Below are 24,111 nucleotides of genomic sequence, written 5' to 3'. Positions count from 1 at the left end.
GATAGGCGTATGGGTATTCGAAAATATAGATGAACAAGCAATAAGTTTGGTATACAAATTTGTGAGTTCATATCCTTTAAGATTTAGGTTTTTATACTTATGATGAGTTCATCTGTTTTTTGATATATGAAATTTGTCACAGAATAGATATAATAGACATGATATCTAATATGTACTTAAGCTTAGGAGGTGTTAGCTTGTTACAAGATTTATTATCCGAGGACAATGTATCCTTTCATTATCCGGCGGAATCCTGGGAGGATGTCATCCGTCATGGGGGTCAGCTTATGGTGGAGGCAGGGTTTACGGAACCTTCTTATACGGAGGCTATGGTAGAGGTCGTTCGTGAAATGGGTCCGTACATCGTATTGGCTCCGGGGTTAGCCATGCCGCATGCACGTCCCGAAAACGGAGCGAAACAAGTGGGAACGGCACTGGTTACGTTGGAAAAACCATTGGATTTCGGCAGCCCTGACAATGACCCCGTATCCGTGGCATTGTTCTTATGTGCACCTAACAAAGATGAGCATATTCAATTACTTACGGATATTGCGATGCTGTTTGATGATGAAGAATTTCTTGATGCGGCTGCTAATTTTGAAAGTATCGATGATGTTCAGGCATTCTTGTCGGAACATTTGAGTGAATAGTGAGTTGTTTAAAATCTACAGTATGATATGTTCTTTAACTTAGACATATTATATGTATTATTTTATATGCTTATATGCAGTATTAGTTATATGATGTATCGTGCTTAATAGTATGGGAGGACTTTATGATTTCAGTATTAACTGTATGTGGTAATGGCATCGGATCCAGCTTGATGCTTAAAATGAAAATTGAAGAAATATGTGCGGAAAACGGTATCGATGCGCAAGTGGAATCCATCGATTTTAATACGGCTCAAGGTCGTAAGGCGGATTTAATCGTAACCGTAAAAGAATTAGCGGAACAGTTTGATGGTAAAAATGTGGCTGTCGTTCGTAGCTATATCAATAAAAAGAAGATCAAAGAAGATATTTTAGAAGCATTGCAACAGGCGGCTCAATAACAGTCGTTTGAGTTTTACCATAGGAGGTAGTGTTATGGAAATGGTATTGGAGTTTTTACGTGATGTGCTCTCTCAACCGGCATTATTAATCGGTATCATGTCATGCATCGGACTGATTGCACTGAAACGTCCATTTCATAAAATTATGACGGGCACACTAAAGCCGATTCTCGGTTATTTAATGCTCGCCGCAGGGGCCGGTGTTATCGTAAGCAATCTCGATCCTTTAGGGAAGATGATTGAACATGGATTTCATATTACCGGTGTCGTACCGAATAACGAAGCTATCGTAGCGGTAGCACAAAAGGTATTGGGCGTTGAAACGATGTCTATTCTGGTAGTCGGTCTTATTATGAACTTATTGATTGCCCGTTTTACCAAGTTCAAGTATGTATTCTTAACCGGTCATCACAGCTTGTTTATGGCATGTCTCATGTCCGCCGTGTTGGGTACGGCGGGGTTATCCGGTATGGAACTGATCTTTGTAGGGGGCTTTTTGATGGGGGCCTGGTCCGCTATTTCCCCTGCTATCGGTCAAAGCTATACATCTAAAGTGACGGATGGTGATGAAATCGCAATGGGGCACTTTGGCAGCTTGGGTTATTATTTATCCGCATGGATTGCTAAATATGTTGGTAAAGCCGATGACAGCACGGAGGATATTGAAATTCCGGAAAAATGGGGTTTCTTACGTGACTCTACATTGTCTACGGCCTTGACGATGATCGTATTTTATTTAATTGCGGCCTTTGCGGCAGGCTCTGAGTTTGTAGCAACCTTATCGGGTGAAATGAGTCCTTATTTATATGCCATTATGAGCGCTATGAACTTTGCGGTAGGTGTGACTATCGTATACTCCGGTGTTCGAATGATTTTAGGTGATTTGATTCCCGCGTTCCAAGGGATTGCTACAAAGATTATCCCTAATGCTATTCCGGCCGTAGATTGCGCCGTATTCTTCACCTATGCACCGACGGCTGTAGTGCTGGGCTTTATCAGTTCCTTTATCGGCGGCATCATCGGGATGCTCATTCTTGGTGCCGTAGGTGGCGTTTTGATTATTCCGGGACTTGTACCTCACTTTTTCTGCGGTGCTACTGCAGGTATTTTCGGCAATGCTACAGGTGGTCGTCGTGGTGCAGCGGTAGGGGCATTTCTCAATGGTTTGGCGATTACATTTTTGCCTGCAATGGCGTTACCCGTTTTAGGACAGCTCGGCTTCCAAAATACGACCTTCGGTGATGCGGATTTTGCAGTGGTAGCTTTAGTGTTAGGCCACGCTTTTGAATGGATCGGTATGGCAGGTATCTACGGTATCGTCGCTATTGCCGCATTGGTACTGATTATTCCTAATTTTATCAAAACAAAAGGTAAAGTTATTAACTACGTAGAAGAAGAATGATGAAAACAACAGCGCAACATCGATATGCAGTAGTGCGCTATGTATTTCTTACTATAGCCGCTATTAGCTTTGGCCTTGGTACTGCAGGCATTGTACTGCCAATGTTGCCAACTGTTCCCTTTTACATGCTTACACTATTTTGTTTGGCGCGAGGCTCTGAAAGATTCCACAAGAAGTTTCTGGAATCCGATTTATATCAAAGGACTGTCGGAGCTTATGAGCGAGATAAGGCGTTGACGGTTCGGGCAAAGTTGACCATCCTGGTTTCCGTCAGTACCATAATGGCGATAGGAGCCTACTTTAGTAGAATTATTCCGGCAGCGCTCATAGTGATGGCAATCGTATGGATTGCACATGTAATAGCTTTAACGTGTGTTGTAAAAACAAAAAATAAGTAAGTACCGGTTATCATACTTTAAACTGGCCATCCCTATTAGAGGTGTTAATTAGGGGTGGTCATTTTATTTGGGGAGAATTATCTGTAATGGTTTTACGTCGATATGGAAACTTATATAATTTAAAAGTAATATGAATTATTGGTGATTTGAATTTGACAATCACTTTCAATATGTATACTATAATAGTGATGTTTATAGTATTTGTGTATATGGTGATAGTATGAATCCACATAATCATGCGATTTCACAGCCGGGAATTTCCATGTCGAGATATACTGTTTTTGACGGTATCGATTTGATTTTCCTTGATGTGAAACGAGAGACGATTCAATTTTTCGCCCAGTCACATACAAAGACGTTTGCAATTAATCACTGTGAAGAGGGACGCATTGAGTGCAAATTTACATCTGGTGAGTACCTATATATGGGGGCAGGGGATATGTCATTAGGATGGCATACTCACTCGGATTATCAACATGAGAACTATTTTCCTACGAAATTTTTTAAAGGGATTGTATTGTTGGTAGATGTTGAAAAAGCTCAACCTGTATTGGACTCCCTTGTAACGGATTCGCGCATCGATTTGACGGACTTAGCTAATCGATTTTGCGAGAATTCAGACTTTGGTATGATGGTGGAGGAAACGGAATCTGTTCGTCAAATTTTTTCCAGTTTATATACCGTGCCCGATCAAATTAAAGGTCACTATTTTAGACTGAAGGTTATTGAAATCTTTTTATTATTATCTGTTATATCTACAGAAAATTGTGAAAGGCGCAGTACTTTCAGGAAGCAACAGGTAGATATTGTTAAATCCGTCAGTCGATATATGTCTACGTATTTTATGAAGCGTATCACTATTGACGAGTTAGCCAATAGCTTTAACATTCCCTCATCCACATTGAAACGGTGTTTTAAAGGTGTATATGGTGTGACCATTCATCAATTTTTGAAAGAATGTCGCATTAATGAGGCGAAGCGGCTGCTGCGCGATACGGATGAACCGATTTTGCGCATTGCTAATGCCGTCGGATATGAAAACGGCAGTAAATTTACAAGTGCTTTCAAAGAGGCTGTAGGGATGAAACCGAGTGATTATCGAAAGATATAGTCACACTATAACAACAGATTTAGATCGGTTGTTACATGATAATTGAATATTGTCCGAATCGTATATTTTTGGTCTGTTCGGAGTAGATATGCAAGATACACTTTGCTACCATAATTATGTAAATGATTTTCAATGTCATTACCTGATGGTAGTGAAGTGTATTTTTTATGATTCTTCTGGTGTGAAATGGGAATCATAAAGAAACAGTATAGTTGTGTGTAATCAGATATTGGAGGAGGTTGTGATGATCCGTTGGGGACGCACAAAACGCTATTTAATCCTATCCAGTGCGGTGGCACTATGGTTAAATGCTCCGTTTGTTGTCATGGCTGACAATGCGACGGTGACCACCGATGTAGTTCATGTTAAGGGTACATGGGCCGAAGAGGAAGCAAAATTAAATCCACAGCAAGTGCAAATTATTACCAAAAAAGAAATTGAAAAGAAGCAGGCGAAGTCCGTCGAAGATATTATTTTTACTCAAACCGGTGTATCCAGAACGGTTGATGCAATGGGGCGCGTAGGGGTATCCATACGTGGTGCCGAGGCGCGTCATACGTTGATTCTAGTGGATGGGCAACCGGTACTGGGTGATTTTGATAAGTATTCCGGAGCTGCTGATGAAGTACAGCGTCTGGGAACGGAAAATGTAGAGAGAATCGAGGTTATTCAGGGAGCGGCGAGCGCTAAATACGGTTCCGATGCGGTGGGCGGTGTTGTCAACATCATCACAAAGAAGGCGCAGAAGAAACCTACCTTACAACTTAATGCGGAAGGGATGCGTCGGAAGAGTGATGGTGATGCTTTTCCGTATCAAAACTTCTTTATTCGGGCCGATTCGGGTCAAATGGGTAAATTGAAGGTGGGCTTGTCCGGCAGTAAACGGGATCTTATGCCGGTACTAGCATCTGTTAAGCGTCGTCAGTCCGGGATGGCTTTTGATTATGCAAAACATAACTTTAAGCCGAACGTGCTTCGTTATTATGGGGATGCGGCGGATATCGGTCTCGTTGCGACCTATGAGGCCAGTGACAGAAATAGGTTTGAAATGCGTCTCAACCGATATACGGAGGATCTTGTACGTGATGTGAAACATTCTGATTCAGATTTGGAACCGCAACAACACTTTAAACGAACCGCTGATCGGAATACGGCGAATTTATCGTGGTCCTCGAAGGCCGGCAAAAGTGATTGGACGGTAGAGACCAACTATTCGCGCATCAAGGAAAATGATGTGGCTCTCATCAGTTATACGGGGCGGTCCGCATATGAAGGATCCAACGAATTGCGGTATATCGATAATATCGATCATCGTCAATTGGATATTCGTGCGAATGCGAACACACAGGTCCATAAAAATCACTTGCTCAGTTACGGCGTAAGTTATGCTCGTGAAGAAGGCTCCGGCAGTCGCCTTAAGAGCTCGCCGAATACGAGCACTATGTATATCGATCCGTGGAATTATGACAAGAGTCTGCTCGTAGATAAATTAGACCGTCTGGTGCGGCGTAAAGGTGATAACAGCGTTAAGGTGTATTCTCATATTCATGACTATAAATTCATTAATTCCGGCGGTGGAATGCCGCAGTGGGATATGGATTATGAATACTATGGCGCTGAAACAAATGCCCAGAAACCGGGGATTACATATGATGACTATGTGAATTACGGCTTATCTGAAAGCCGTCTCAGTGAATGGTCCAGCACATCACCGAATAATCAACCTGTAACCGATGAGTTTAAAAAGCGGTATTATGCTTTAGAGGATCGCTTAAAAGCGGAGAATCCTGAAATGGCGGCGCATCGTGCGAACATTGTTGGCGATTACTTTAAATACGGTGAATCCAATGATGCGGAAATGCGTAAGAAAGCACCTAAATTAAATGGTAAGGCATTTCTTGAAGAATATCGTAATCGAGATCAACGGTTGACTACCGGTAGCGGAACGATTAGAAAGGTAAACGCTTATATTTCCGATACATGGCAGGTTAATAAGAATTTGACATTGATACCGATTGTACGATTTGATAACAGCAGTCTGTTCGGTTCCAATATATCTGCGTCTATGGGGATGACTTATAACGTCAAAGGTAATACACACCGTCGATTCAAGGCTAATGTGGGTACCGGTTATACGGAACCGGGCATGGGCGAGTTGTGGTACAACTGGGAAATGTATGCATCGAATCCTGTGGGCATCGGTGTTGCCAAGCTCGGTTGGTACTGGGCGGGCAACCCGAACCTGAAACCGGAAAAATCACTCAACTTTGATATGAGTTTAGAAGGTGAAAACAAAAATACCTATGCTCGTATCGGGGTATTCCATAATCGCATTAAAAACTATATGTCCGTGTATTTTACTGGCGATTTTATGGACTTCGCACCGTACTTGCGCGGCGATGCAAAATACCAACGCGCACCGGATATGATTTACAGCTTTAAAAATATCGGCAAAGCTGAAATTACCGGTCTTCAAGCGGAAGTGCAGCAGAAGTTCGGCAAGTACTGGTCTGCGAAATTGGGTTATACCTATTTGCATGCCATTAACAAGAGCGATCCGAGCATGCCGCGTCAGCTCTTAGATAAACCGATGCATAAAGTGGATATAGGTATCACATATGATAATCCGAAATCCGGCTGGAACGGCTCTATCTGGGGTGATTATTATATCAACATGCTCGACAGCAACACATTGAATAATGGCGGTAACTATTGGCCTGATATCCTGTCCGGTGATGCCGGTGTATATAAGAAACAGGTTTATGAAAAGAAGACATTCGGTATTTGGAATGTTATGGTGCAGAAGCGGTTTAATAAAAATGCCATGATGTACTTCGGCATCAATAATATCTTTAATCATCGTGATGATGATCGGGCTACACAGGAACGCGTATACCGAGTAGGTGTCAATCTTAAATTCGGCGGTGGTGAAAGTAAGACCGCGGTCATTGGTAAAGCCAACGGCACAACCGGTAAAGTCGGTTCCGTAGATTTTAATGCAGCTAATGGTGAGTCTGTAAATATCGAATCCGCAGTACAAAATGTATCCGATGTAGTTCGTCTAACCGATTTTATTCGCTCTGATTTCGACACCTCTAAAGAACGTGGTATTACGATGGTCGGCGATTACCGTACACGTTGGATGGCTCATGACGGCACTAACCGTCCTCAATCGCCGTTTAGAGAAAATTCTGCTATCGGATCTGCAAAGGCCAATATGTACGATGCAAATCGTCATAGCTTTGAACAACGACTGCGTCTCGGCTTTGATGCACGTCTCAATGAGTTTACTAATCTCACCGTTATCGGCAGTGCGACGGGTATGCGTGGCGTAGATACGAGTTGGACGATGTCTAATTCGAAGGGTTTTAATCATCAACGGCTCGATACGGTTGATCTTACAAGGCGTGTTAAGAAGTGGGACGTATCCGTAGGACGATTGACTGAGCCTATGGGGGCAAGCGGCTATTGGTTCGGACAGTCTTATGATGGAGCACGTGCCGTGTGGACCGGTAATGATACACAAGTACGCATTGGCGTAGGTACATTTAAGCACAGTACAGGAATCAGTGATTCCGCTTATACACATGCGGAACATAAGGTGATTTATAGACCGCCTACTGCGGCCGAGCTGATAGGGATTAATCGAGATGAATATCCGTATGATATCAACAGCGCAACCAAGTCCGGCTCTGACGGAGAACGAAAGACGACGGAAGATGCGGCGGCTCCGGACAGTCCAAATGGTATCTACGACTCCACGTATAAAGGTAAAACGGATAATCTCTACTTCTATCAACAGCTAAAGGATTTGCAGGATGAATATGAGACTTTCAAAAAGAATGCGGATCTAAGCTGGAGTAATCCTAATCGTGATCAGGAAATCGCGAAGGTTGATGCAAAACTGGCTGAAACGCAGAAGAAACAGGCTCAAATTATGGGTCGCTTACAGGATATTCTTACAAAGGCCTATCCGGAAGAAATGGCGAAAGCCAAGTTCTCCCTTGATATTCCGTCCGGTGGTTATGCAATGTATGAAATCACCAATAAGAAAACAGGGGAAAAACTCTATATGACTGGCGGCATCATGTATAACGTGAATTCGCCGTTATATCCTGAGTACTTAAAAGAGTCGGCCAAAGGGCTTATCGTTTCGTCAGATAATAAGGATGCTTTGTTGAATCCTAAAGCTTATATGGATAAACATGGGGCGGATATCGATAAAGCTATGAACTCTATCGCTAAATACAATGCATCCGATAATTGGTCCAACTATAAGAATGGTGAACTTGAAGCTGTTTGGGTTAAACAGGCGGACGGTACGTTCCGTCAATCGTATGATTATTATGGTCAATCTGCAAATGACTACGAATTTTCCGGATTCTTAGGTGCCAAGACCTACAAATACGACAGCGGTAAATATGTATTTAGCGATTATGATGCTAAATCGACTCTTTATAATAAGAACTTTACACTTTCCTCAAGTGATTGGGGTGAAGGTAGCTCCGATTATGGTTGGGGTCTTACTCCTGCGATGTATAACTATCTATATAATTTGGAAAAGGTTGTACATGATGCTGAGTCTGAAAATAAATTGCCTCGGGAGGCTATCGGTAAGATTATCGGTAATCTTATCAGGACGGAAGGTGTTGTTCTTGAAAAGGATACAATTCCACCGATTGAAACGGCCGCTTTTGTACAGGTGAAGAAACAGATCGGTTCACGTCTCGGCTTGCAAGCATGGTATTTACGTTCCTTTAACGGCAGCAAGCATACCTTCCTGAATGCTAACGGCAACAAAAATGATGAATACAGTTTCTCGAATGTAGCGCATATATTCGGTATCGGCGCTAAATATCAGCTAGGCGCTAATGCATCCGTAACCGTTGATTACGGGCAGAACAGATCGAACTTCGGCAGATATATGAACGGTAATACCGTTTATGAACATGAACGGGGCACCGCGGATTTTACTATTAAAGGGCACCAAATGGGCGGTACGCCGCACTTCTGGATGGCTCGACTCGATATCGGCCGTGCGGATTTGGATGTTCCGAAGTCGTGGAATGCGTTTATTGATTATAAATACTTCCAGCACGGTTCATTCTTCGGCGGCAACGGTACAGGTGCTGTTCCGGACCGTTATCTGGACGGAATCCGCAGCTTCACCTTTGGTGCCGGTTATGTACCGCGTAAGGATCTGCTCATTGAGGCGTTCTATACATTTGATGCCAAGGGTACTAATAAACGGGATACTTTATATGGTAGTGAAAGTTTTAAGTTAGGCGATTATACAAGAATTCAAGGGACCTATCGGTTCTGATATGCGGTCTGTGAATAGACAGAAAGGTAACTAGTATGGAAAATCTAAATTATGTAATTCATTTATTTCATAGCGGCGGATATGTCATGTATCCATTGTTATTCTTGTCCCTTATGGTTATCGCCATAGCGGTGGAACGAGCTTTCTATTATCGTAAATATGCAGGTAAGACCTTTGTTGTGTGTCATGCTGTTAATGAACTTTCCAGATTGCAGAGATGGGATGAAATTGAAAAAGTGATTCAGGAAAACCCGTCTATTGCAAGTCGAGTTGCGCAAGCGGGATTGATGAATGATAAGGACGAAGCGGGAATGAAAACGGCTTTCGGCGACCAGATGGGCGTTGATGCGGTAGGATTCAAAAAATATATGGATTACTTAAGTGCAACCGTAACAATTTCTCCATTATTGGGCTTGTTGGGGACGGTTACGGGGATGATCGGTTCTTTCAGTATTCTCGACTCCGGTGCAGGTGCATCCGCCATTACCGGAGGGGTAGGTGAAGCCCTCATCGCGACGGCATCCGGTCTATGCGTGGCGATTATGGCATTTATCGTTTATACATTTTTTAGTCATCGTTTGGACTCCATTATTAATCAAATTGAAACGATGTGTGTTAATATAATTACAGCAAAACGGGAAGGGTGGAAATAGTATGAATTTACAAAGTTTTCGTATGAAATCCAAGCCTGAATTCATGATTATCCCAATGATTGATATTATATTCTTCTTATTGGTGTTCTTCATGATGAATAGTTTGCAGACCATTGCACAGAAGGCTTTATCCGTACAGTTGCCGCAAGCTTCATCTGCATCGGCACCGGCTCAATTACCGGTGGTCCTCACGCTGGATGCGGAGGGACACATCACGATTGATAATAATCCGATGAGCATCGATGCGGCAGAGGCCATGGTAAAAGAACGTATAGCCCAGAATCCGAATGCCAGCGTTATTTTACAGGCCGATAAGCGTGCAGCACATGGTCAGGTGGTAGCTATCATGGATATGCTTAAACAATCCGGTGTTAAGCGTCTGGCTATTGCTGCAGAACAGAAAGGATAACTATGGGAATAGGCATATCATGGAAAAAGGCAGCCATCATATCCGCCATAGTGCATCTGATTATTCTATTTATTGCCGTCATTTTCTTTGTAGTAGTGCCCGCTATCCAGGAGCAGGACACATATGAAATCGATCTCACTCAGAGTGTGCTTGATGATGGCGGTAGCGGCCATGCCGGCGGCGGAGGCGGGGACAGGGCATCCCTATTCCCGAAACCGCTGTCCGCTGATGAAGTGGCGGCAAGGACAAAGGCTGTTGTAACAAATGTGGAACCATCTACGGCAACAGATATTCCTGATGCTGTAAATGTACCAAGTAAGGGTAATGAAGCTCAATCGAACACATCCGGTGAAAATGGCGGAGTCGGTAACGGTCCGGGATCCGGAGGCGGCACCGGTGGTGGTCATGGAACCGGTGACGGTACAGGTGTTGGCGATGGTCGTGGTACCGGTTATGGCAAGGGCGATGGCAAGGGTGAAGGAGACGGTCATGGCAAAGTGAAAGCGGCATTTGACAGTGAAGGCTTCCGTGAAAAAGTACAGAATTATGCACAAAGTCCGGCTATGGCGTTGAAACGGCGCCTGGAAGGTGACGTACTTGTACAGGTGACATTAAATACGGATGGTGCTCTTATCGGGCAGCAAATTTTATCGACCACAAATGAAATCTTTAATGATGCAGCTATGTCTGCAGTTGTATCCGCAACACCATATAATAATCCGACCGGAGAAGATATAAATGTAAATGTACCGGTTGAATTTAGAGGACAAGAATCATCTGATGAAGATGACGAATAATCTATATAAGTAATAGAGGAGATAGCAATGAAGAACATTATTTTATATTCATCCCTTACAGGGAATACAAAACGTGTAGCGGAAGCCATGGCTTCCATTATGCCGCCGGGGACACCTTGCGTTTCCGTTAAGGACGCACCGGAAAATTTGAGTGATTACGACACTGTATTTGTAGGTTTCTGGGTTGATCGCGGTACGGCTAATAAAGAAGCCGCTAAATTGATTGAAACGCTTACAAATCCTCATGTCGTATTATTTGCGACGTTGGGTATGTATGCCGATTCCGACCATGCTCGTGAAAGCATTGAAAAAGCAGCCGCATTATTACCGAACAAGGAGCAACTGGTAGATGGATTCGTATGTCAAGGAAAAATCGATCCGAAGGTCATCGAAATGATGTATAAGATGTTCCTTCCGGGATCTGCACATGGTCAAAGTCCTGAACGTGATGCATTACATAAGTCTGCAGAAACGCATCCGGATGAACAGGACTTTGCAAATGCCAAGGAATTTGCAAAATCGGTTCTTGCCAAGTTGCAAGCCTGATATAAGGGGGATTGTAGTATGACGTTAGCAGCGTTTTTTGAATCACTTCCCGAGAAGCAGAGAAATTTGCAATTGGGTATGATTTGTGATGATCCTATCAGCGGGGCATTCCCTCATAAGCGCGTCGTTCATGCGGGGTTAAACGGTACACTCGTATCTCCGAAGGAAACTCAACATGTCTGGCAGACCGTGATGAACGGAGAGGCCTCTAAAGGACAGATGCAGTCCGCATATATCCATATTCCATTCTGTAAGACGAAATGCACCTATTGCGGCTTCTTTCAGAACGGGACCAGTCAGAATGTGGAAGATACATATATCGACGGCCTCATCGGTGAATTGCAGGCCGCCAGTGAATGCAAGCGATTGAAAGACGGTCTAATTCATGCGCTGTTTATCGGTGGCGGTACGCCTACATCGTTATCTCCGGAGAACTCGAAACGCCTGTTGCAGGCGATTCGCGACTACTTGCCGTTGGCGAATGATTATGAACTGACCTTGGAAGGTCGTATTCACGATTTGATTCCGGAAAATTTGGACGTTTGGATGAGTCACGGTGTAAATCGTATGTCTATCGGGGTGCAGTCCTTTAATACCGAGGTACGCCAAATGGTAGGGCGTTTAGACGATCGGGAGACGGTGCTTAAAAGACTGGCGGATGTGAAAGCTTACGGTCAGTGTTCTCTGGTTATTGACCTTATCTATGGTTTACCGGGTCAAACGATGGAGGTATGGGAGGACGACCTGGCTCAACTCGTAAGTTCCGGAGTGGATGGAGCCGACTTATACCAGCTTAATGTGTTTGACGGCAGCGACCTTAATAGGGATATTGCGAACGGTAAAGTGCCGCCGGCAGCGACGACGGCAATGCAAAGTGATATGTTTACGTTCGGTCGGGACTATTTGGAGAAACGCGCGTATCGTAGATTGAGTGCAGCCCATTGGAGTGCCAATAATCGGGAACGCAGCCTGTATAATATTCTCGCTAAAGCCGGTGTGCCGATGTTTCCGTTCGGAAGCGGTGCCGGTGGTAATATAGACGGTTACGGTATGATGTTGCATCGCGCGTTAAAGCCTTATGAAGACATGGTCAGCCGCGGTGAGAAACCGTTTATGGCGCTTATGAAGCAGAGCGAACTGCAGCCGATTGTCAATGTCGTGGTGAGTCAACTGGAACAGGGCTTCCTGAATATCGATGATTTAGTGACGATGGATCCCCGCTTGAAAGAGCTTTGCTGGCTCTATGATATCTGGAGGGAACGAGGACTTGTAACTTATAACGGGATCCTTTACCGTTTGACGACGGCCGGTGAGTTTTGGACCGTTAATATCACTCAAAGTACACTGGAAGTCGTCGAGTACATCATGACCGGTCGCAATTCATTCGCGTTGGAATCGGTAGCTGCACAGGATACAAAGACTCGTTCTAAAACGGCGCCGGCTCAAGAGGTGCGCGGCATCGGTCAAGGCAAGGAGAATGTTTCCGTCCCCACCGGTGAAAACGAAGAAGCTAAGCGTAAGGATGCTCTCATTGCAAAGGCTAAAGCGGAAATCGCGAAAAGCGGTTCCTCCGGTGAATCTGCGGAACGTATGGCCCAGGCTATGTATAATCTCAGCGCTGATGAAATAGAATATATGATGGAACGTATGATGTCCTAACCTTTACACTACTTACACCAACTAAATAACCTCAGTATACATTGTATATACTATTTCATCACATGATCGATAAAAACCCCGGGATTCGTTCCGGGGTTTACTTTTACCATGTATACGGGTATGCTAGACGTAGAATTGTATTAAAATTAAGGTCAGCATGTAAGATGATTAGTATAATGAGGAAGTAATATGCAGGTTACTATTGCAAGTGTTACGGCGACACCTGAACGGCCGAGAGATATTGTATATGATACACATCCTTTTGATATTGTCGGTATCGGGGCCAGTACATTGGATCGATTTGTCATGGTTAAATCATTCCCTACGGGACGTGAGGTGCAGGAGGCGGTAATGACTGCCGTTGACGGAGGCGGCCCTGTAGCGACTGCCCTTGCTACGGCGGGGAAGTACGGACTCGATACGGTTATGATTGACGTTATCGGAGATGATATAGGGGGAACTCATATTCTCGATGATTTTGATTACTATAATGTTGAAACCAGTCATATCGAATCTGCGCGGGACTCCAAGTCGGCGAGTGCCACTATTTTAGTTAATGAAAAGACCGGCGATCGGGCTATTTTCTTTGAACGGTCCACGGCACCCGAACTGGAGTCTCTGGATAAGCATAAGGCGTGTGTTGAAGGCGGTCATATCCTACATATCAACGGCCGTCATCGTAAATGCCTGATTGAGGCCATGACTATCTGTAAGCAGTCCGGGAACCTTGTCTCTCTTGATGGCGGTGCGAACCGGTATGATGAAGGCTTGAAGGACATTACACGGGCCAGTGATATTGTTATCGTCGCCCGGGATTACGCCGAAAAATATACGGGAACTACGGACCTGGAGGAGGCCTGCCGCATTATTCATGAGCGTGGCGCCTATATTGCGGGCGTTACGGATGGGGCTGAGGGCAGCTATTTTGTATGGCCTGACGGGACATTTTATCGGTGCCCCGCATTTCCTCAAGATGCCGTTTTAGATACTACCGGGGCGGGTGACAGCTTTCACGGTGCCTTTTTGACGGTTATCGCCAAGACGATTCGCAATATGCGCGTTGAGTGCGAGGGGCGTCGAAGTGCGCGGGAGGTCCTGTTGGACTGCTCTAATACAATTTTTGAAAGTGCCGCTGATTTTGCTTCCGCCGTCGCATCTTTAAATACGCAGAGGCTCGGTGGCCGCAGCGGATTACCCTCATTAGAGGATGCGGTGGCATTGGCAAACTCCCGTTAAGGTGGACATTATGTGGCACGATATTTCACATCATCCTGTACAAAAATATATTCAAGATAACCCTTATCGATTATTGGCACTCAGTTTTTTCAGTGTCATGGCGTTAGGTACATTACTGTTGATGCTGCCCATGTCGAGTGCCGATGGTTACGGTACGAATCTCGTGGATGCGGCTTTTACGGCGGTATCCTGTGTGTCCGTTACGGGGCTTGCGACTGTGGATACCTATTACCATTGGTCTCTTTTGGGAAAAATAATCATGGTCCTTCTCATTCAGTTGGGCGGACTCGGTATCGTATCGTTTACGACGATTATTGCATTACTGTTAGGGCGGCGCATCGGTCTCAGAAATCGAGTTCTCTTGTCGGAGGATGTAGGCCAGGAGGGGATGAGCGGACTCTTACATATCACAAAACTGATAACACTGTATACCATAGTTATGGAGATTATAGGCGGCATCATTTATACGATTCAACTATACCCCTATATCGGCTCTGAAGCTCTATATACCGGGTTTATGCAGGCTGTTTCGACCTTCTGTAATGCGGGCTTTGTATTTTTCGATAATAATCTGCCCTATGCTATGGTAGGGGATGTGCTGTTTAATATTAATACGATGGTTCTTATCATTGTTGGCGGCTTCGGATATTTAGCGACCTTTGATATATGGGCGAATCGCGGTGCAAGACGGTTTACAAATCTTAAACTGCATACGAAAATCATGCTGATAGGAACGGTAACTCTCATTGCAATCGGTGCCATCATCATTTTAGGAGTCGAGTGGGGAAATCCAAAGACTTTGGGGCCTTTACCGGTATGGGAAAAGGTCATGGCTTCGCTTTTCCAATCCGTTACGCCGCGTACGGCGGGGATTGCGACGGTTGATTATAGTTCATTACATCCTATTACATTGTTCGTGTCGATTATTCTCATGTTTATAGGGGCCGGACCGAACTCGACGGGCGGCGGTGTCAAAATAAGCACCGTAGCTGTTGCATTTTTGTCTGCTCGTACACTGTTTAATAACAGACCTGATGTGGAGGTCTTTGAACGTCGCTTATCCATAGTTACCGTAATGAAAGCGAACGGTATCATTTTCTTATCGTTACTGATAGTGCTATTGGCGACCTGTTATCTTGCATGGGATGAACCGTATGACTTTATACGGATTCTGTTTGAAGTTATGTCCGCATTCGGTACGGTCGGGCTCACGACGGGGATTACCCCGGACTTATCGGATAGCAGCAAATGGGTGCTGATGCTCGTCATGCTTACGGGGCGCGTCGGTGTTATGACGGTTATCGGTACATGGGCCTTAAAAACTGCGCCTATGAAACCTATCGGATATGCGGAGGAGAATGTGCTGCTCTAACTGTTATTTCGCATGAACCTTTCGATATTTTTATTTTGAGTATTGAGTATTAGCGTATTGAGTTCCATGAGGTAATGAGAGGTGTTTGTATGAAACATAAAACTATAGCTGTAATTGGTCTCGGTCAATTCGGTACGACCATTGCTAAAATGCTGGCATCCATGAAACATGAAGTGCTCGGTGTTGATATCGATCCGGATATTGTGCAGAAAATATCTCCTTATGTGACACATGCCATCGTAGCGGATACCACTGACGAAACGGCGATCAAGTCATTGGCACTTAGCCAATTCGATCTGGTTATCGTCGCTATCGGCGACAATGTGCAGGCGAATTTGATGACATCCATGCTGTTAAAAGAAATGAATATGCCCTATGTGGTGGCGAAGGCGGAAAACAGCTTGCAAGGCAAGATGCTCAAAAAAATGGGCGTAGATATGGTAATTTATCCTGAATATGACGTAGCGTTACGTTTGGCACAGTCCTTGACGCGCGATCATGTGATGGATTATTTACAGTTATCTGAAAGTATCGGTCTTATCGAGGTGGATATGCCGGCGTTTATGGTAGGGTCCTGTTTAAAGGACTCCAGGTTGCGTGAGCAATATAATCTGAATGCCATCGGTATTCGGCGCGGCTCGGAACTGGAGGTTCCGCCGGACCCTGTAACCATACTTTCACAAGAGGATAAACTATTGGTTATCGGGAATAATTCCGATTTGGATGCATTAACGATGTAGCAAGTATGTAAAAGATATATAACTATATCGAAAAAAGATGATATAATAGAATGGAATTCAGTATAGGTCATACGTATTCGTATGGCCTTTTTATATAGAAGTGAAGGGTATTATGACAGAGGAACAATACATAACGGCATTGGCTAATAATCCGCATGGCATACGGAATATTCCAAATCCTACGGAGGGAATGCAGCTCGTCTGCGTTTCGCAAAACGGCATGTTGTTACAATATATTAAACAACCTACGCAATCGGTTATTGAAAAAGCCCTTGAAGTATCGCCTCGAGCGATTCAGTTTGTGGAGGATCCGGATGAAGCCTTGTTGATGCGATTGATTGAAAAGGATTGGGCCGTATTGGAGTTTATAGAGAATCCGTCCGATGCATTAATTGAGAAGGCACTTGAACAGTCGGGCTGGGCTATTCGATACATCGAGAATCCGTCGGAAGCATTGCAACTTACCGCGGTGCGAAAAAACTTTGATGCGTTGCAATATATTAAACATCCTACGGAAGCGGTGCAACTGGCAGCTGTACGGGAAAATTATTTAGCGCTTCGCTATATTCCGGAGCCTTCGATGATCGTATTGGAGACCGCCGTATTACAAGATCCGCAAGCAATGAGACAGATCGGTAGTCTGACGAAGGAAATGGCGTTACATCTTTTTTCTGTTTCTGCACGGGTTTTAGGCTATATTCCGAATACATTGGGAATTTCGGTGGAGGATATACGGTGGAGTATTATAGATACATTGTCCGGTGAGAACGTAAACGAAGTATATATTCGTGAGCTTATTAACAATACCTCTATCGGCGGACGTCAATCAAAATGGCCAATCGATGTATTGGCGCTAATCGATACGTATGGAACAAGAGATGTAAAGAAAATCGCGGTAGATGAATATTTAATATATTGATGCTGCAAGGGCATTTCGTATTGATAGGGTGAGGAATATGACTTTTACAAAAAGGTTGATACATTATGAAAGCCCTGTTTCTTGAAATATAAGGCATTAAAGGAGTTATAATGAATTTTACAGATACAATGGCCAGTGTTGAATTGGTGCTGGCCGCGAATCAGGTACCTTTGCTCGTCGGTGAAACGGGTATCGGTAAAACATCATTAGCGGCGCGCGTGGCGACGCTTCACGATTGGGAACTGGTGACGATTGACGGTAATCTTTTGAAAGAAGGGGAAATCGGCGGCTTACCGACCGTGGAAACCGTGTCGCATACGGACGGACATGGCACCGTACACCAAGTGAAGACCACTGTATATGCGGTTCATCATACGCTGGAACATGTGGCGCAGGCGGTCGACAAGGGACGGCATGTATTGCTGTTCATCGATGAAATCAATCGCGCTGAACATGCGGTACAGCAGGAGTTGATGAATCTCATTCTGAATCGTGAAATCAACGGGTTTTCTTTGAGTGACAACGTGCGAATTGTGGCGGCCATGAATCCGGAGGATTCCTTTGACTATCAAACTATCGATATGGATCCGGCGCAACAGAACCGTTTTGTCTGGCTGTATATGCATGCGGATTACATGCAGTGGATTGACTGGGCTATCGGTGCCGGTATTGAAAGCAAGGTAATCGAGTTTATTTCATCGTATCCGGAATACTTGAATCAGCGGCATGAGGATGATATCGATGCGACGCCGCGTTCCTTTGAGCGGGTATCCGGCCTATACAGTATTTATAAGAATCAAGAGGACAACAGTTACAGTCGCGACGTGTTTTTGAATGTCATACGCGGCAATGTGGGAAAACTGATTGCCGAGGCGTTTATAAACTTTATCGAGTCCGATCAGGAACCGTTGATTACCTTTGACGATGTGCTCGCAGCCGTTCAAAAACCGGGGGCCATCATGTCTATGGCTGAACAGGTTCAAGGTGAAAGCCCTACTCGTCTTTACGTGGCGGCAAAGAATATGCTTCATCGCCTGAACGGTAACAGCAATGCGGAAGAGGTACATCACTTTGTAGAATTTTTAACACTCTATCCCGGTGATTTACGCATTGCGGTTATGAAGGATCTGCGTAATATGTACGAACGCGTTTATGCCTATGCTATCGAAGATGAACTGTTTGTGGATACATTTTTTGAGGCGCAGAAATAGCTGTTAAAAATGTGTCATTTTAAATTTATATGCCCTTAGATTGATAACTATACGGCTATGTGAGATTTAGTTGTGTTGTGATTCAGGTGAATGTTATGTTTTATCGTTATTAACTTGAAGGAGGTGGAATCGATGCAACGTAATTTGGATAAGGATGACATCCGTGATGCCTCGGATCTGTTGACGCATATCGACGGCTGGGAAAAGACCGGTGATTATGATGCGGATGCGGCCGAGTCACTAGATAGATGGTATGCCAAACGGGAACGAATCCATCGTGAGGCGGAGGCTTTATATACGCAGATTTATGCGGCCTATGAGGACTATGTGGATAGCTATGAAGCTCAACATCACAGCCTTGAACCGGAGCGTATCGCCGCTGATTTGATGAATCACAATATGTCAGACAGTCATATCGGCACTATCGGTCGCGCATTAGAGGATATGCCGTTAGAAGGAACTGATTTGTCGGTCATGCAACAGGCTGTTATGAATACTTCGTATGAGCAGCGGTTGTGGGCGATTTTGCATGACGTGAACAGTCTGCTTTTGGAAGAAGACCAATTTTTCGAATACTTTTACCTGCAGATGGCACATCGTATCAGATTTGATATGACCAGTGCGTTCGGCATAAATTTGAAACAGGGCGGCTATGTGCTGTATGTGAATCCGTTTATCTTGCTCAGACAGCCGCCGGACGTCATGAAAGACGGCATCAAACGCGAGGTGCTCCATATTATTTCCGTCCATTTGGTGCGTGTGAAACAGTTGAGCCAAAGTTTTAATAAAACTGCGGTACACATGGCTATGGATATGGTGGTGAACGATTATTTGGAGCATGTGGACCGAGATGCGGTGACGGTAGCGAATGTGAATGAGCGGTTCGGTTTGTTACTTAAGCGATTCCGTACCATTGAATACTATGCAAAGGCCATTGATAAGGTGATGACGGAAAAGCCGGACCTATTTGTGCCGATTGATGATGCGGATACGGCGGTAGCGATGGAATTTAATCCTGAAACAAGTCATAATATTTGGGATGAGTCGGATTCTATCGATACGGATACGATGGATCAGATCACAGAGCGCTATATTAATGAAGCCTCTAAAGGTGACATGGAAGGGTATGTGAAAAGTCTCATCGATACCTTTCAGAAAACTCGTCGTACATTGCCGTGGTACTTTTATCTTAAAAAACTGATGGGCAAGGTTTCAAGCGGATATAAGAAGACGACGATGCGCCGCAATCGCCGTCAGCCGGAGCGCCTTGAATTATCGGGCACATTGCGCGAGCATAAGGCGAATGTGTGGGTGGCTCTTGATATGAGCGGCAGTATTACCGATGATGAATTTACGAATGCACTGGAGCAGGTATTGCAGATCGTACATGCCTATAACCATCGCATTACGGTTGTGGAATGCGATAATGAGGTGCGCCGCATATATACGATGGAGTCCGTACGGGATGTAAAACCGCGTCTAGATGTGCGCGGTGCTACGGCGTTCAGTCCTGTATTTTCGTTGGCCAATCAACATTGCGTAGATTTACTGGTTTATTTTACGGACGGCAAGGGCGAGGAGCGTTTGCGGGATGTGCCGAAAGAGTACAAAGTTCTATGGGTTCTCACGGGAGAACAGCCGAAGCTTTCCTTGCATAATCCTCATGGGCTCGTTCGTGAATTAGGCTATGTGGGTGTCGATGAACGGCAGGACATTGATGAATTTGTGCGCATGAGTAATCGCGGAGGATTCTCCATGGCGAATCAGGAAATATAAGCTGGTCTAGGATTATAGATTTACTAGGAAATACAAAGTATACATTCAGTCCCATATTTGGAACTGCATGCCGACGTTTGCAGAAATAATAAAGGCTGTCACAGCGTAAGAGACCGTATTCCCCTTGTTTGAGGAATGTTGTCGTATGCTGTGACAGCCTTTTGTCGTTTTTATAAATGCAGTTGTTTGTGAAATTTGATTAACTATTCAGTTCAATGGAAGAACCGGGATCGATAATGAGGCCGGTCTGGTTGTATTTACCTTCTACGAGGCTCGTAAATACACCGGGCTCGCGATCGATAACTGGCCATGTTTTATAGTGAATCGGAATGGAAATGCGCGCTTTCACATAGGAAGCGGCAAGTGCTGCGTCCTCAACGCCCATTGTATAATTATCGCCGATAGGCAAGAGTGCATAGTCAATATCACCGAAGCGGTTTAACAGTTTCATATCGCTGAAGAGCGCCGTATCACCTGCAAAGTAGATGATATCGCCATAGAAATCTATAAGGCAACCGGCGGCGTGACCGCCCGGAACACCGGCACCGTGAAAGGCGGGAACTAAACGAACGGACCCGAATTCAAAGTCGAATTTACCGCCCAAATGCATGGCATGCGTGCGGCATCCGGCTTCAGCCGCTCTGCCGGCTACTTCGGCTGTGGAAATAACGAGGGCATCGTTAGCCTTGGCGATATAATCTGTATCGCCGTAGTGATCGTCATGTCCGTGGCTGACAAAGATATATTGACATTTAATATCTTCTTTCTTTGCAATATTCCATGTATTACCCGTTAAGAACGGATCAAAAATCATGGATACATTATCACGGGTAAGCATAAAGCAAGCGTGACCGAAATAGGTTAATTTTGTTTTCATGGGAACACTTCCTTCCATATATATAATTCTTAATTCTATTGTATAATATAATATATGAAAATAAAACTATAGATAGTGAATTTATACATTCAGATTGGAAATATACACATGGATTTGACACATTTTGATGAACAAGGTAATGCGTGGATGGTGGATGTGTCCGATAAGGACGTGACATCGCGTACCGCTATTGCGGAGGGATTTATAGCTGTTAATGATACAATTTACGATCGCATCGCAGCGCGGACAATGAAAAAGGGGGACGTGTTGAGTGTGGCCCAGTTGGCCGCTATCATGGGGGCGAAACAGACGAGTCAGCTCATACCGCTTTGCCATCCTTTGAGTTTGACAAAGGTCGAGGTGCATTGCACTTTAGTTGATGGTGAAAGCCCGGCCTGTACGGAGGCGACGCATAATCGTGCCGTCAAGGTTCGTGCTATCGTAAAAACGACAGGGAAAACAGGTGTTGAAATGGAGGCGCTCACAGCCGTTCAGGTGGGATTGTTAACCGTATATGATATGTGTAAAGCCATCGATAAGGGCATGATTATGGGTCCTACATACCTCGTTGAAAAAGAGGGCGGTAAAAGCGGGCATTTTGTACGGTAAATCTAAATTTTTAATCTGTAGTTTACATATAATGGTATAATTATATGTTAGAGGAGACTTTTTCTTCATCTAAGTAATAATATAAGAGGCATATAGTGGAAATTGTGTTATATGAACCGGAAATTCCCGGTAATACAGGAAATATTGCACGCTTATGTGCGGCGAATCATATGACTTTGCATCTTATCAAGCCGTTAGGCTTTTCCATCGATGATAAGCATGTAAAGCGGGCCGGACTCGACTACTGGCATCTGGTGGATATACAGGTGCATGAAAATATTCAAGAACTTTATGATAAATACCCTGATCGCAGGTTTTTCTATGCGACGACGAAGGCGAAACATACCCATTCCGAGGTGAAGTATGAAATAGGGGACATGCTCGTTTTCGGTCCGGAGACGCGAGGTTTACCTGAATCATTATTGGCGGGAAAGGATGAATCCTGTATTCGCGTTCCTATGGTTGAAGAGGCGCGATCCTTGAATTTATCCAATGCGGTGGCCGTTATCGCATATGAGGCCATGCGGCAGTTGGACTATCCCGATTTGAAGGCGAAAGGCAACTGGATTCAATCTAAATGAATGGCAGTTATATAGTGTTGTTTTAGGAGGTAAGTATGAATTACGATAAAGCTCATGATTTAGCGCATGCTATGCGTGAATCCGAAGAGTACAAAGAGTTGATGAAAGCGCAGGAGGCGGTGCAGGCTGATGCGACTGCGGCTGCGCTGGTGAGAACTTTCATGGCCCAGCAAATGCAGTGGGAATATGCGAAAATCTCCGGTGCACCGGAAGAAGCGGAATTATTGAAAAAGCAGGAAGAACTGATGCCGCAGATTCAAGCGAATACAGCGGCACAGGCTTATCTGCAAGCTCATGTCCGTTGGAGTCAAGTATCCAACGATATCTATAAAATCATTAGCGAGCCAATCACTGAGGGGATGAAGGTTTTAGATCATGGGCAACAACAGCAACATTAAGTCATTACAGGCTGCATTATTAGAGAGACTTCCTGGCACACGTGTGCGTGAACGGGAATTATTATGTGAGCATACGACCTTTAAAATCGGTGGGCCTGCCGATCTCTTTATCGAACCTACGTCGATGGCGGAGTTGAGTTTCGTACTGCGTACGATTCATGAACAGCGGGTTCCTGTTACCGTTATCGGCTGCGGTTCCAATATTCTGGTGAAAGATGGTGGCATCCGTGGTGCCGTTGTATCCGTGCGTCAGATGATGCAAATCATGGACTGTAATGATAATATATTGTGCATCGGCTCTGGTTTTATGCTGAAAGATGCATCCGAGTTCGCCTGGAAAAACAGTTTGACAGGCCTTGAATTTGCCATCGGGATTCCGGGAACATTGGGCGGGGCCGTCTTTATGAATGCCGGAGCCTACGACGGTGAAATGAGTAATGTCGTGACGATGGTACGGGCCGTGGACTTTGAAGGTCATATCAAGGAATATGATGCTTCTCATTTGGATTTTGCTTATCGTCATAGCATTTTTCACGATAATCATGAAGTGATCGGTGAAGTGGTTATGACCTTGGAATATGGTGATAAGGCTGCTATCAAGGCACGTATGGATGAATTGACTGCAAAGCGCGAATCAAAACAACCGCTAGAGTTTGCCAGTGCCGGATCCACATTTAAGCGCCCTCCCGGATATTTTGCGGGAACCCTGATTGAACAGACGGGGTTAAAAGGACTATCCGTCGGTGATGCGCAGGTGTCGCATAAGCATGCCGGCTTTGTTATCAATACGGGGAGAGCTACCGCCAAGGACGTACTTAATCTGATTCAGGAGGTACAGCGCCGTGTATACGATGAACATGGTGTACATCTTGAGCCGGAAGTGCGCATGATTGGGGAAGACTAATTAAATAATAATAAAAAGATTTCTTATGAGTTTTTATATCTTTGCAATGGTTTTGATAGGAGACTCGTAGGAAGTCTTTTTTTCAATAGTATCTATGATTATAATTATTGATATCTATGACCATAATTGTTTGTAAATG

General features: G+C 44.5%; 22 protein-coding genes. 21 read left to right on the top strand and 1 reads right to left on the bottom strand.

What is annotated here, in order from left to right; all coding sequences use genetic code 11:
- The first annotated feature begins 197 nt into the window (after positions 1–197).
- From VEHSUH05_RS09130 to VEHSUH05_RS09050, 17 genes are all read left to right on the top strand, one after another.
- Positions 198–650, top strand: a complete 453-nt coding sequence (locus VEHSUH05_RS09130) for a PTS sugar transporter subunit IIA (RefSeq protein WP_038115945.1) — start codon at positions 198–200, stop codon at positions 648–650.
- 125 nt (positions 651–775) lie between these two features.
- Positions 776–1,051 (top strand): PTS sugar transporter subunit IIB, encoded by a 276-nt coding sequence (locus tag VEHSUH05_RS09125; protein WP_054674561.1) that lies wholly within the window; start codon positions 776–778, stop codon positions 1,049–1,051.
- A 34-nt stretch (positions 1,052–1,085) separates the two neighbouring features.
- A complete protein-coding gene (locus tag VEHSUH05_RS09120; protein ID WP_038115940.1) occupies positions 1,086–2,453 on the top strand; it encodes a PTS ascorbate transporter subunit IIC in 1,368 nt (455 codons plus the stop codon).
- Complete coding sequence (locus tag VEHSUH05_RS09115) at positions 2,453–2,851, top strand: YbaN family protein (RefSeq protein WP_054674562.1); 399 nt, start codon at positions 2,453–2,455, stop codon at positions 2,849–2,851. The genes VEHSUH05_RS09120 and VEHSUH05_RS09115 overlap by 1 nt, the downstream gene beginning before the upstream one ends.
- A gap of 220 nt (positions 2,852–3,071) precedes the next feature.
- Entirely contained in the window at positions 3,072–3,962 is an 891-nt protein-coding gene (locus VEHSUH05_RS09110) for a helix-turn-helix domain-containing protein (protein WP_105091378.1), read from the top strand.
- Between the two features lie 244 nt (positions 3,963–4,206).
- Positions 4,207–9,285 (top strand): TonB-dependent receptor plug domain-containing protein, encoded by a 5,079-nt coding sequence (locus VEHSUH05_RS09105; protein ID WP_105091377.1) that lies wholly within the window; start codon positions 4,207–4,209, stop codon positions 9,283–9,285.
- A 35-nt stretch (positions 9,286–9,320) separates the two neighbouring features.
- Positions 9,321–9,938: a MotA/TolQ/ExbB proton channel family protein gene (locus tag VEHSUH05_RS09100; RefSeq protein WP_038115932.1), complete on the top strand. Its 618-nt coding sequence runs from the start codon at positions 9,321–9,323 to the stop codon at positions 9,936–9,938.
- A gap of 1 nt (position 9,939) precedes the next feature.
- On the top strand, positions 9,940–10,347 hold the full coding sequence (locus VEHSUH05_RS09095; RefSeq protein ID WP_038115931.1) for an ExbD/TolR family protein: 408 nt from the start codon (positions 9,940–9,942) through the stop codon (positions 10,345–10,347).
- A 2-nt stretch (positions 10,348–10,349) separates the two neighbouring features.
- Complete coding sequence (locus tag VEHSUH05_RS09090) at positions 10,350–11,144, top strand: energy transducer TonB family protein (protein WP_038115929.1); 795 nt, start codon at positions 10,350–10,352, stop codon at positions 11,142–11,144.
- 27 nt (positions 11,145–11,171) lie between these two features.
- Positions 11,172–11,690, top strand: a complete 519-nt coding sequence (locus VEHSUH05_RS09085; RefSeq protein ID WP_105091376.1) for a flavodoxin family protein — start codon at positions 11,172–11,174, stop codon at positions 11,688–11,690.
- An 18-nt stretch (positions 11,691–11,708) separates the two neighbouring features.
- Positions 11,709–13,349 carry a heme anaerobic degradation radical SAM methyltransferase ChuW/HutW gene (gene hutW, locus VEHSUH05_RS09080; RefSeq protein ID WP_105091375.1) on the top strand — a complete coding sequence of 547 codons (1,641 nt, stop codon included), beginning with the start codon at positions 11,709–11,711 and terminating at the stop codon, positions 13,347–13,349.
- A gap of 189 nt (positions 13,350–13,538) precedes the next feature.
- Positions 13,539–14,585, top strand: coding sequence for a carbohydrate kinase family protein (locus VEHSUH05_RS09075; RefSeq protein WP_084214616.1), 1,047 nt, complete (start codon positions 13,539–13,541; stop codon positions 14,583–14,585).
- Between the two features lie 10 nt (positions 14,586–14,595).
- On the top strand, positions 14,596–15,957 hold the full coding sequence (locus VEHSUH05_RS09070; RefSeq protein ID WP_105091374.1) for a TrkH family potassium uptake protein: 1,362 nt from the start codon (positions 14,596–14,598) through the stop codon (positions 15,955–15,957).
- Between the two features lie 89 nt (positions 15,958–16,046).
- Complete coding sequence (locus VEHSUH05_RS09065) at positions 16,047–16,697, top strand: potassium channel family protein (RefSeq protein WP_038115915.1); 651 nt, start codon at positions 16,047–16,049, stop codon at positions 16,695–16,697.
- Positions 16,698–16,809: 112 nt separating this feature from the next.
- Positions 16,810–17,616, top strand: coding sequence for a hypothetical protein (locus VEHSUH05_RS09060; protein ID WP_054674570.1), 807 nt, complete (start codon positions 16,810–16,812; stop codon positions 17,614–17,616).
- A 110-nt stretch (positions 17,617–17,726) separates the two neighbouring features.
- The gene (locus tag VEHSUH05_RS09055; protein ID WP_038115913.1) at positions 17,727–18,827 is read left to right on the top strand and encodes an AAA family ATPase; all 1,101 of its coding nucleotides are present in this window, start codon (positions 17,727–17,729) and stop codon (positions 18,825–18,827) included.
- A gap of 132 nt (positions 18,828–18,959) precedes the next feature.
- Positions 18,960–20,603 (top strand): vWA domain-containing protein, encoded by a 1,644-nt coding sequence (locus VEHSUH05_RS09050; protein ID WP_054674572.1) that lies wholly within the window; start codon positions 18,960–18,962, stop codon positions 20,601–20,603.
- A 199-nt stretch (positions 20,604–20,802) separates the two neighbouring features.
- On the opposite strand, the gene VEHSUH05_RS09045 is transcribed toward VEHSUH05_RS09050, so the two are convergent.
- Positions 20,803–21,480 carry a metal-dependent hydrolase gene (locus VEHSUH05_RS09045; RefSeq protein ID WP_054674574.1) on the bottom strand — a complete coding sequence of 226 codons (678 nt, stop codon included), beginning with the start codon at positions 21,478–21,480 and terminating at the stop codon, positions 20,803–20,805.
- 108 nt (positions 21,481–21,588) lie between these two features.
- On the opposite strand from VEHSUH05_RS09045, the gene moaC reads away from it, so the two are divergent.
- The 4 genes from moaC to murB all read left to right on the top strand — a co-directional run bounded on the left by moaC (position 21,589) and on the right by murB (position 23,972).
- Positions 21,589–22,089, top strand: a complete 501-nt coding sequence (gene moaC, locus VEHSUH05_RS09040; protein WP_105091373.1) for a cyclic pyranopterin monophosphate synthase MoaC — start codon at positions 21,589–21,591, stop codon at positions 22,087–22,089.
- 95 nt (positions 22,090–22,184) lie between these two features.
- Positions 22,185–22,670: a tRNA (uridine(34)/cytosine(34)/5-carboxymethylaminomethyluridine(34)-2'-O)-methyltransferase TrmL gene (gene trmL, locus VEHSUH05_RS09035; RefSeq protein ID WP_105091372.1), complete on the top strand. Its 486-nt coding sequence runs from the start codon at positions 22,185–22,187 to the stop codon at positions 22,668–22,670.
- Positions 22,671–22,705: 35 nt separating this feature from the next.
- Complete coding sequence (locus tag VEHSUH05_RS09030) at positions 22,706–23,068, top strand: YlbF/YmcA family competence regulator (RefSeq protein ID WP_038115899.1); 363 nt, start codon at positions 22,706–22,708, stop codon at positions 23,066–23,068.
- Positions 23,043–23,972 (top strand): UDP-N-acetylmuramate dehydrogenase, encoded by a 930-nt coding sequence (gene murB / locus VEHSUH05_RS09025; protein ID WP_425445600.1) that lies wholly within the window; start codon positions 23,043–23,045, stop codon positions 23,970–23,972. Before VEHSUH05_RS09030 ends, murB begins: the two co-directional genes overlap by 26 nt.
- Positions 23,973–24,111 lie beyond the last annotated feature (139 nt).

The sequence above is a fragment of the Veillonella denticariosi JCM 15641 genome, assembly GCF_002959855.1.
In the GTDB taxonomy this organism is placed as follows: Bacteria; Bacillota; Negativicutes; order Veillonellales; family Veillonellaceae; genus Veillonella; species Veillonella denticariosi.
Note: the sequence above shows the minus strand (reverse complement) of the source record. Positions and strands in the feature narration are given on the sequence as shown.

Excerpts from the sequence above, each read along its gene's own strand:
- VEHSUH05_RS09125 (WP_054674561.1), top strand. The coding sequence starts at position 776 with ATGATTTCAGTATTAACTGTATGTGGTAATGGCATCGGATCCAGCTTG.
- VEHSUH05_RS09120 (WP_038115940.1), top strand. The coding sequence starts at position 1,086 with ATGGAAATGGTATTGGAGTTTTTACGTGATGTGCTCTCTCAACCGGCA.
- VEHSUH05_RS09115 (WP_054674562.1), top strand. The coding sequence starts at position 2,453 with ATGAAAACAACAGCGCAACATCGATATGCAGTAGTGCGCTATGTATTT.
- VEHSUH05_RS09110 (WP_105091378.1), top strand. The coding sequence starts at position 3,072 with ATGAATCCACATAATCATGCGATTTCACAGCCGGGAATTTCCATGTCG.
- VEHSUH05_RS09105 (WP_105091377.1), top strand. The coding sequence starts at position 4,207 with ATGATCCGTTGGGGACGCACAAAACGCTATTTAATCCTATCCAGTGCG.
- VEHSUH05_RS09100 (WP_038115932.1), top strand. The coding sequence starts at position 9,321 with ATGGAAAATCTAAATTATGTAATTCATTTATTTCATAGCGGCGGATAT.
- VEHSUH05_RS09095 (WP_038115931.1), top strand. The coding sequence starts at position 9,940 with ATGAATTTACAAAGTTTTCGTATGAAATCCAAGCCTGAATTCATGATT.
- VEHSUH05_RS09090 (WP_038115929.1), top strand. The coding sequence starts at position 10,350 with ATGGGAATAGGCATATCATGGAAAAAGGCAGCCATCATATCCGCCATA.
- VEHSUH05_RS09085 (WP_105091376.1), top strand. The coding sequence starts at position 11,172 with ATGAAGAACATTATTTTATATTCATCCCTTACAGGGAATACAAAACGT.
- hutW (WP_105091375.1), top strand. The coding sequence starts at position 11,709 with ATGACGTTAGCAGCGTTTTTTGAATCACTTCCCGAGAAGCAGAGAAAT.
- VEHSUH05_RS09075 (WP_084214616.1), top strand. The coding sequence starts at position 13,539 with ATGCAGGTTACTATTGCAAGTGTTACGGCGACACCTGAACGGCCGAGA.
- VEHSUH05_RS09070 (WP_105091374.1), top strand. The coding sequence starts at position 14,596 with ATGTGGCACGATATTTCACATCATCCTGTACAAAAATATATTCAAGAT.
- VEHSUH05_RS09065 (WP_038115915.1), top strand. The coding sequence starts at position 16,047 with ATGAAACATAAAACTATAGCTGTAATTGGTCTCGGTCAATTCGGTACG.
- VEHSUH05_RS09060 (WP_054674570.1), top strand. The coding sequence starts at position 16,810 with ATGACAGAGGAACAATACATAACGGCATTGGCTAATAATCCGCATGGC.
- VEHSUH05_RS09055 (WP_038115913.1), top strand. The coding sequence starts at position 17,727 with ATGAATTTTACAGATACAATGGCCAGTGTTGAATTGGTGCTGGCCGCG.
- VEHSUH05_RS09050 (WP_054674572.1), top strand. The coding sequence starts at position 18,960 with ATGCAACGTAATTTGGATAAGGATGACATCCGTGATGCCTCGGATCTG.
- VEHSUH05_RS09045 (WP_054674574.1), bottom strand. The coding sequence starts at position 21,480 with ATGAAAACAAAATTAACCTATTTCGGTCACGCTTGCTTTATGCTTACC.
- moaC (WP_105091373.1), top strand. The coding sequence starts at position 21,589 with ATGGATTTGACACATTTTGATGAACAAGGTAATGCGTGGATGGTGGAT.
- VEHSUH05_RS09030 (WP_038115899.1), top strand. The coding sequence starts at position 22,706 with ATGAATTACGATAAAGCTCATGATTTAGCGCATGCTATGCGTGAATCC.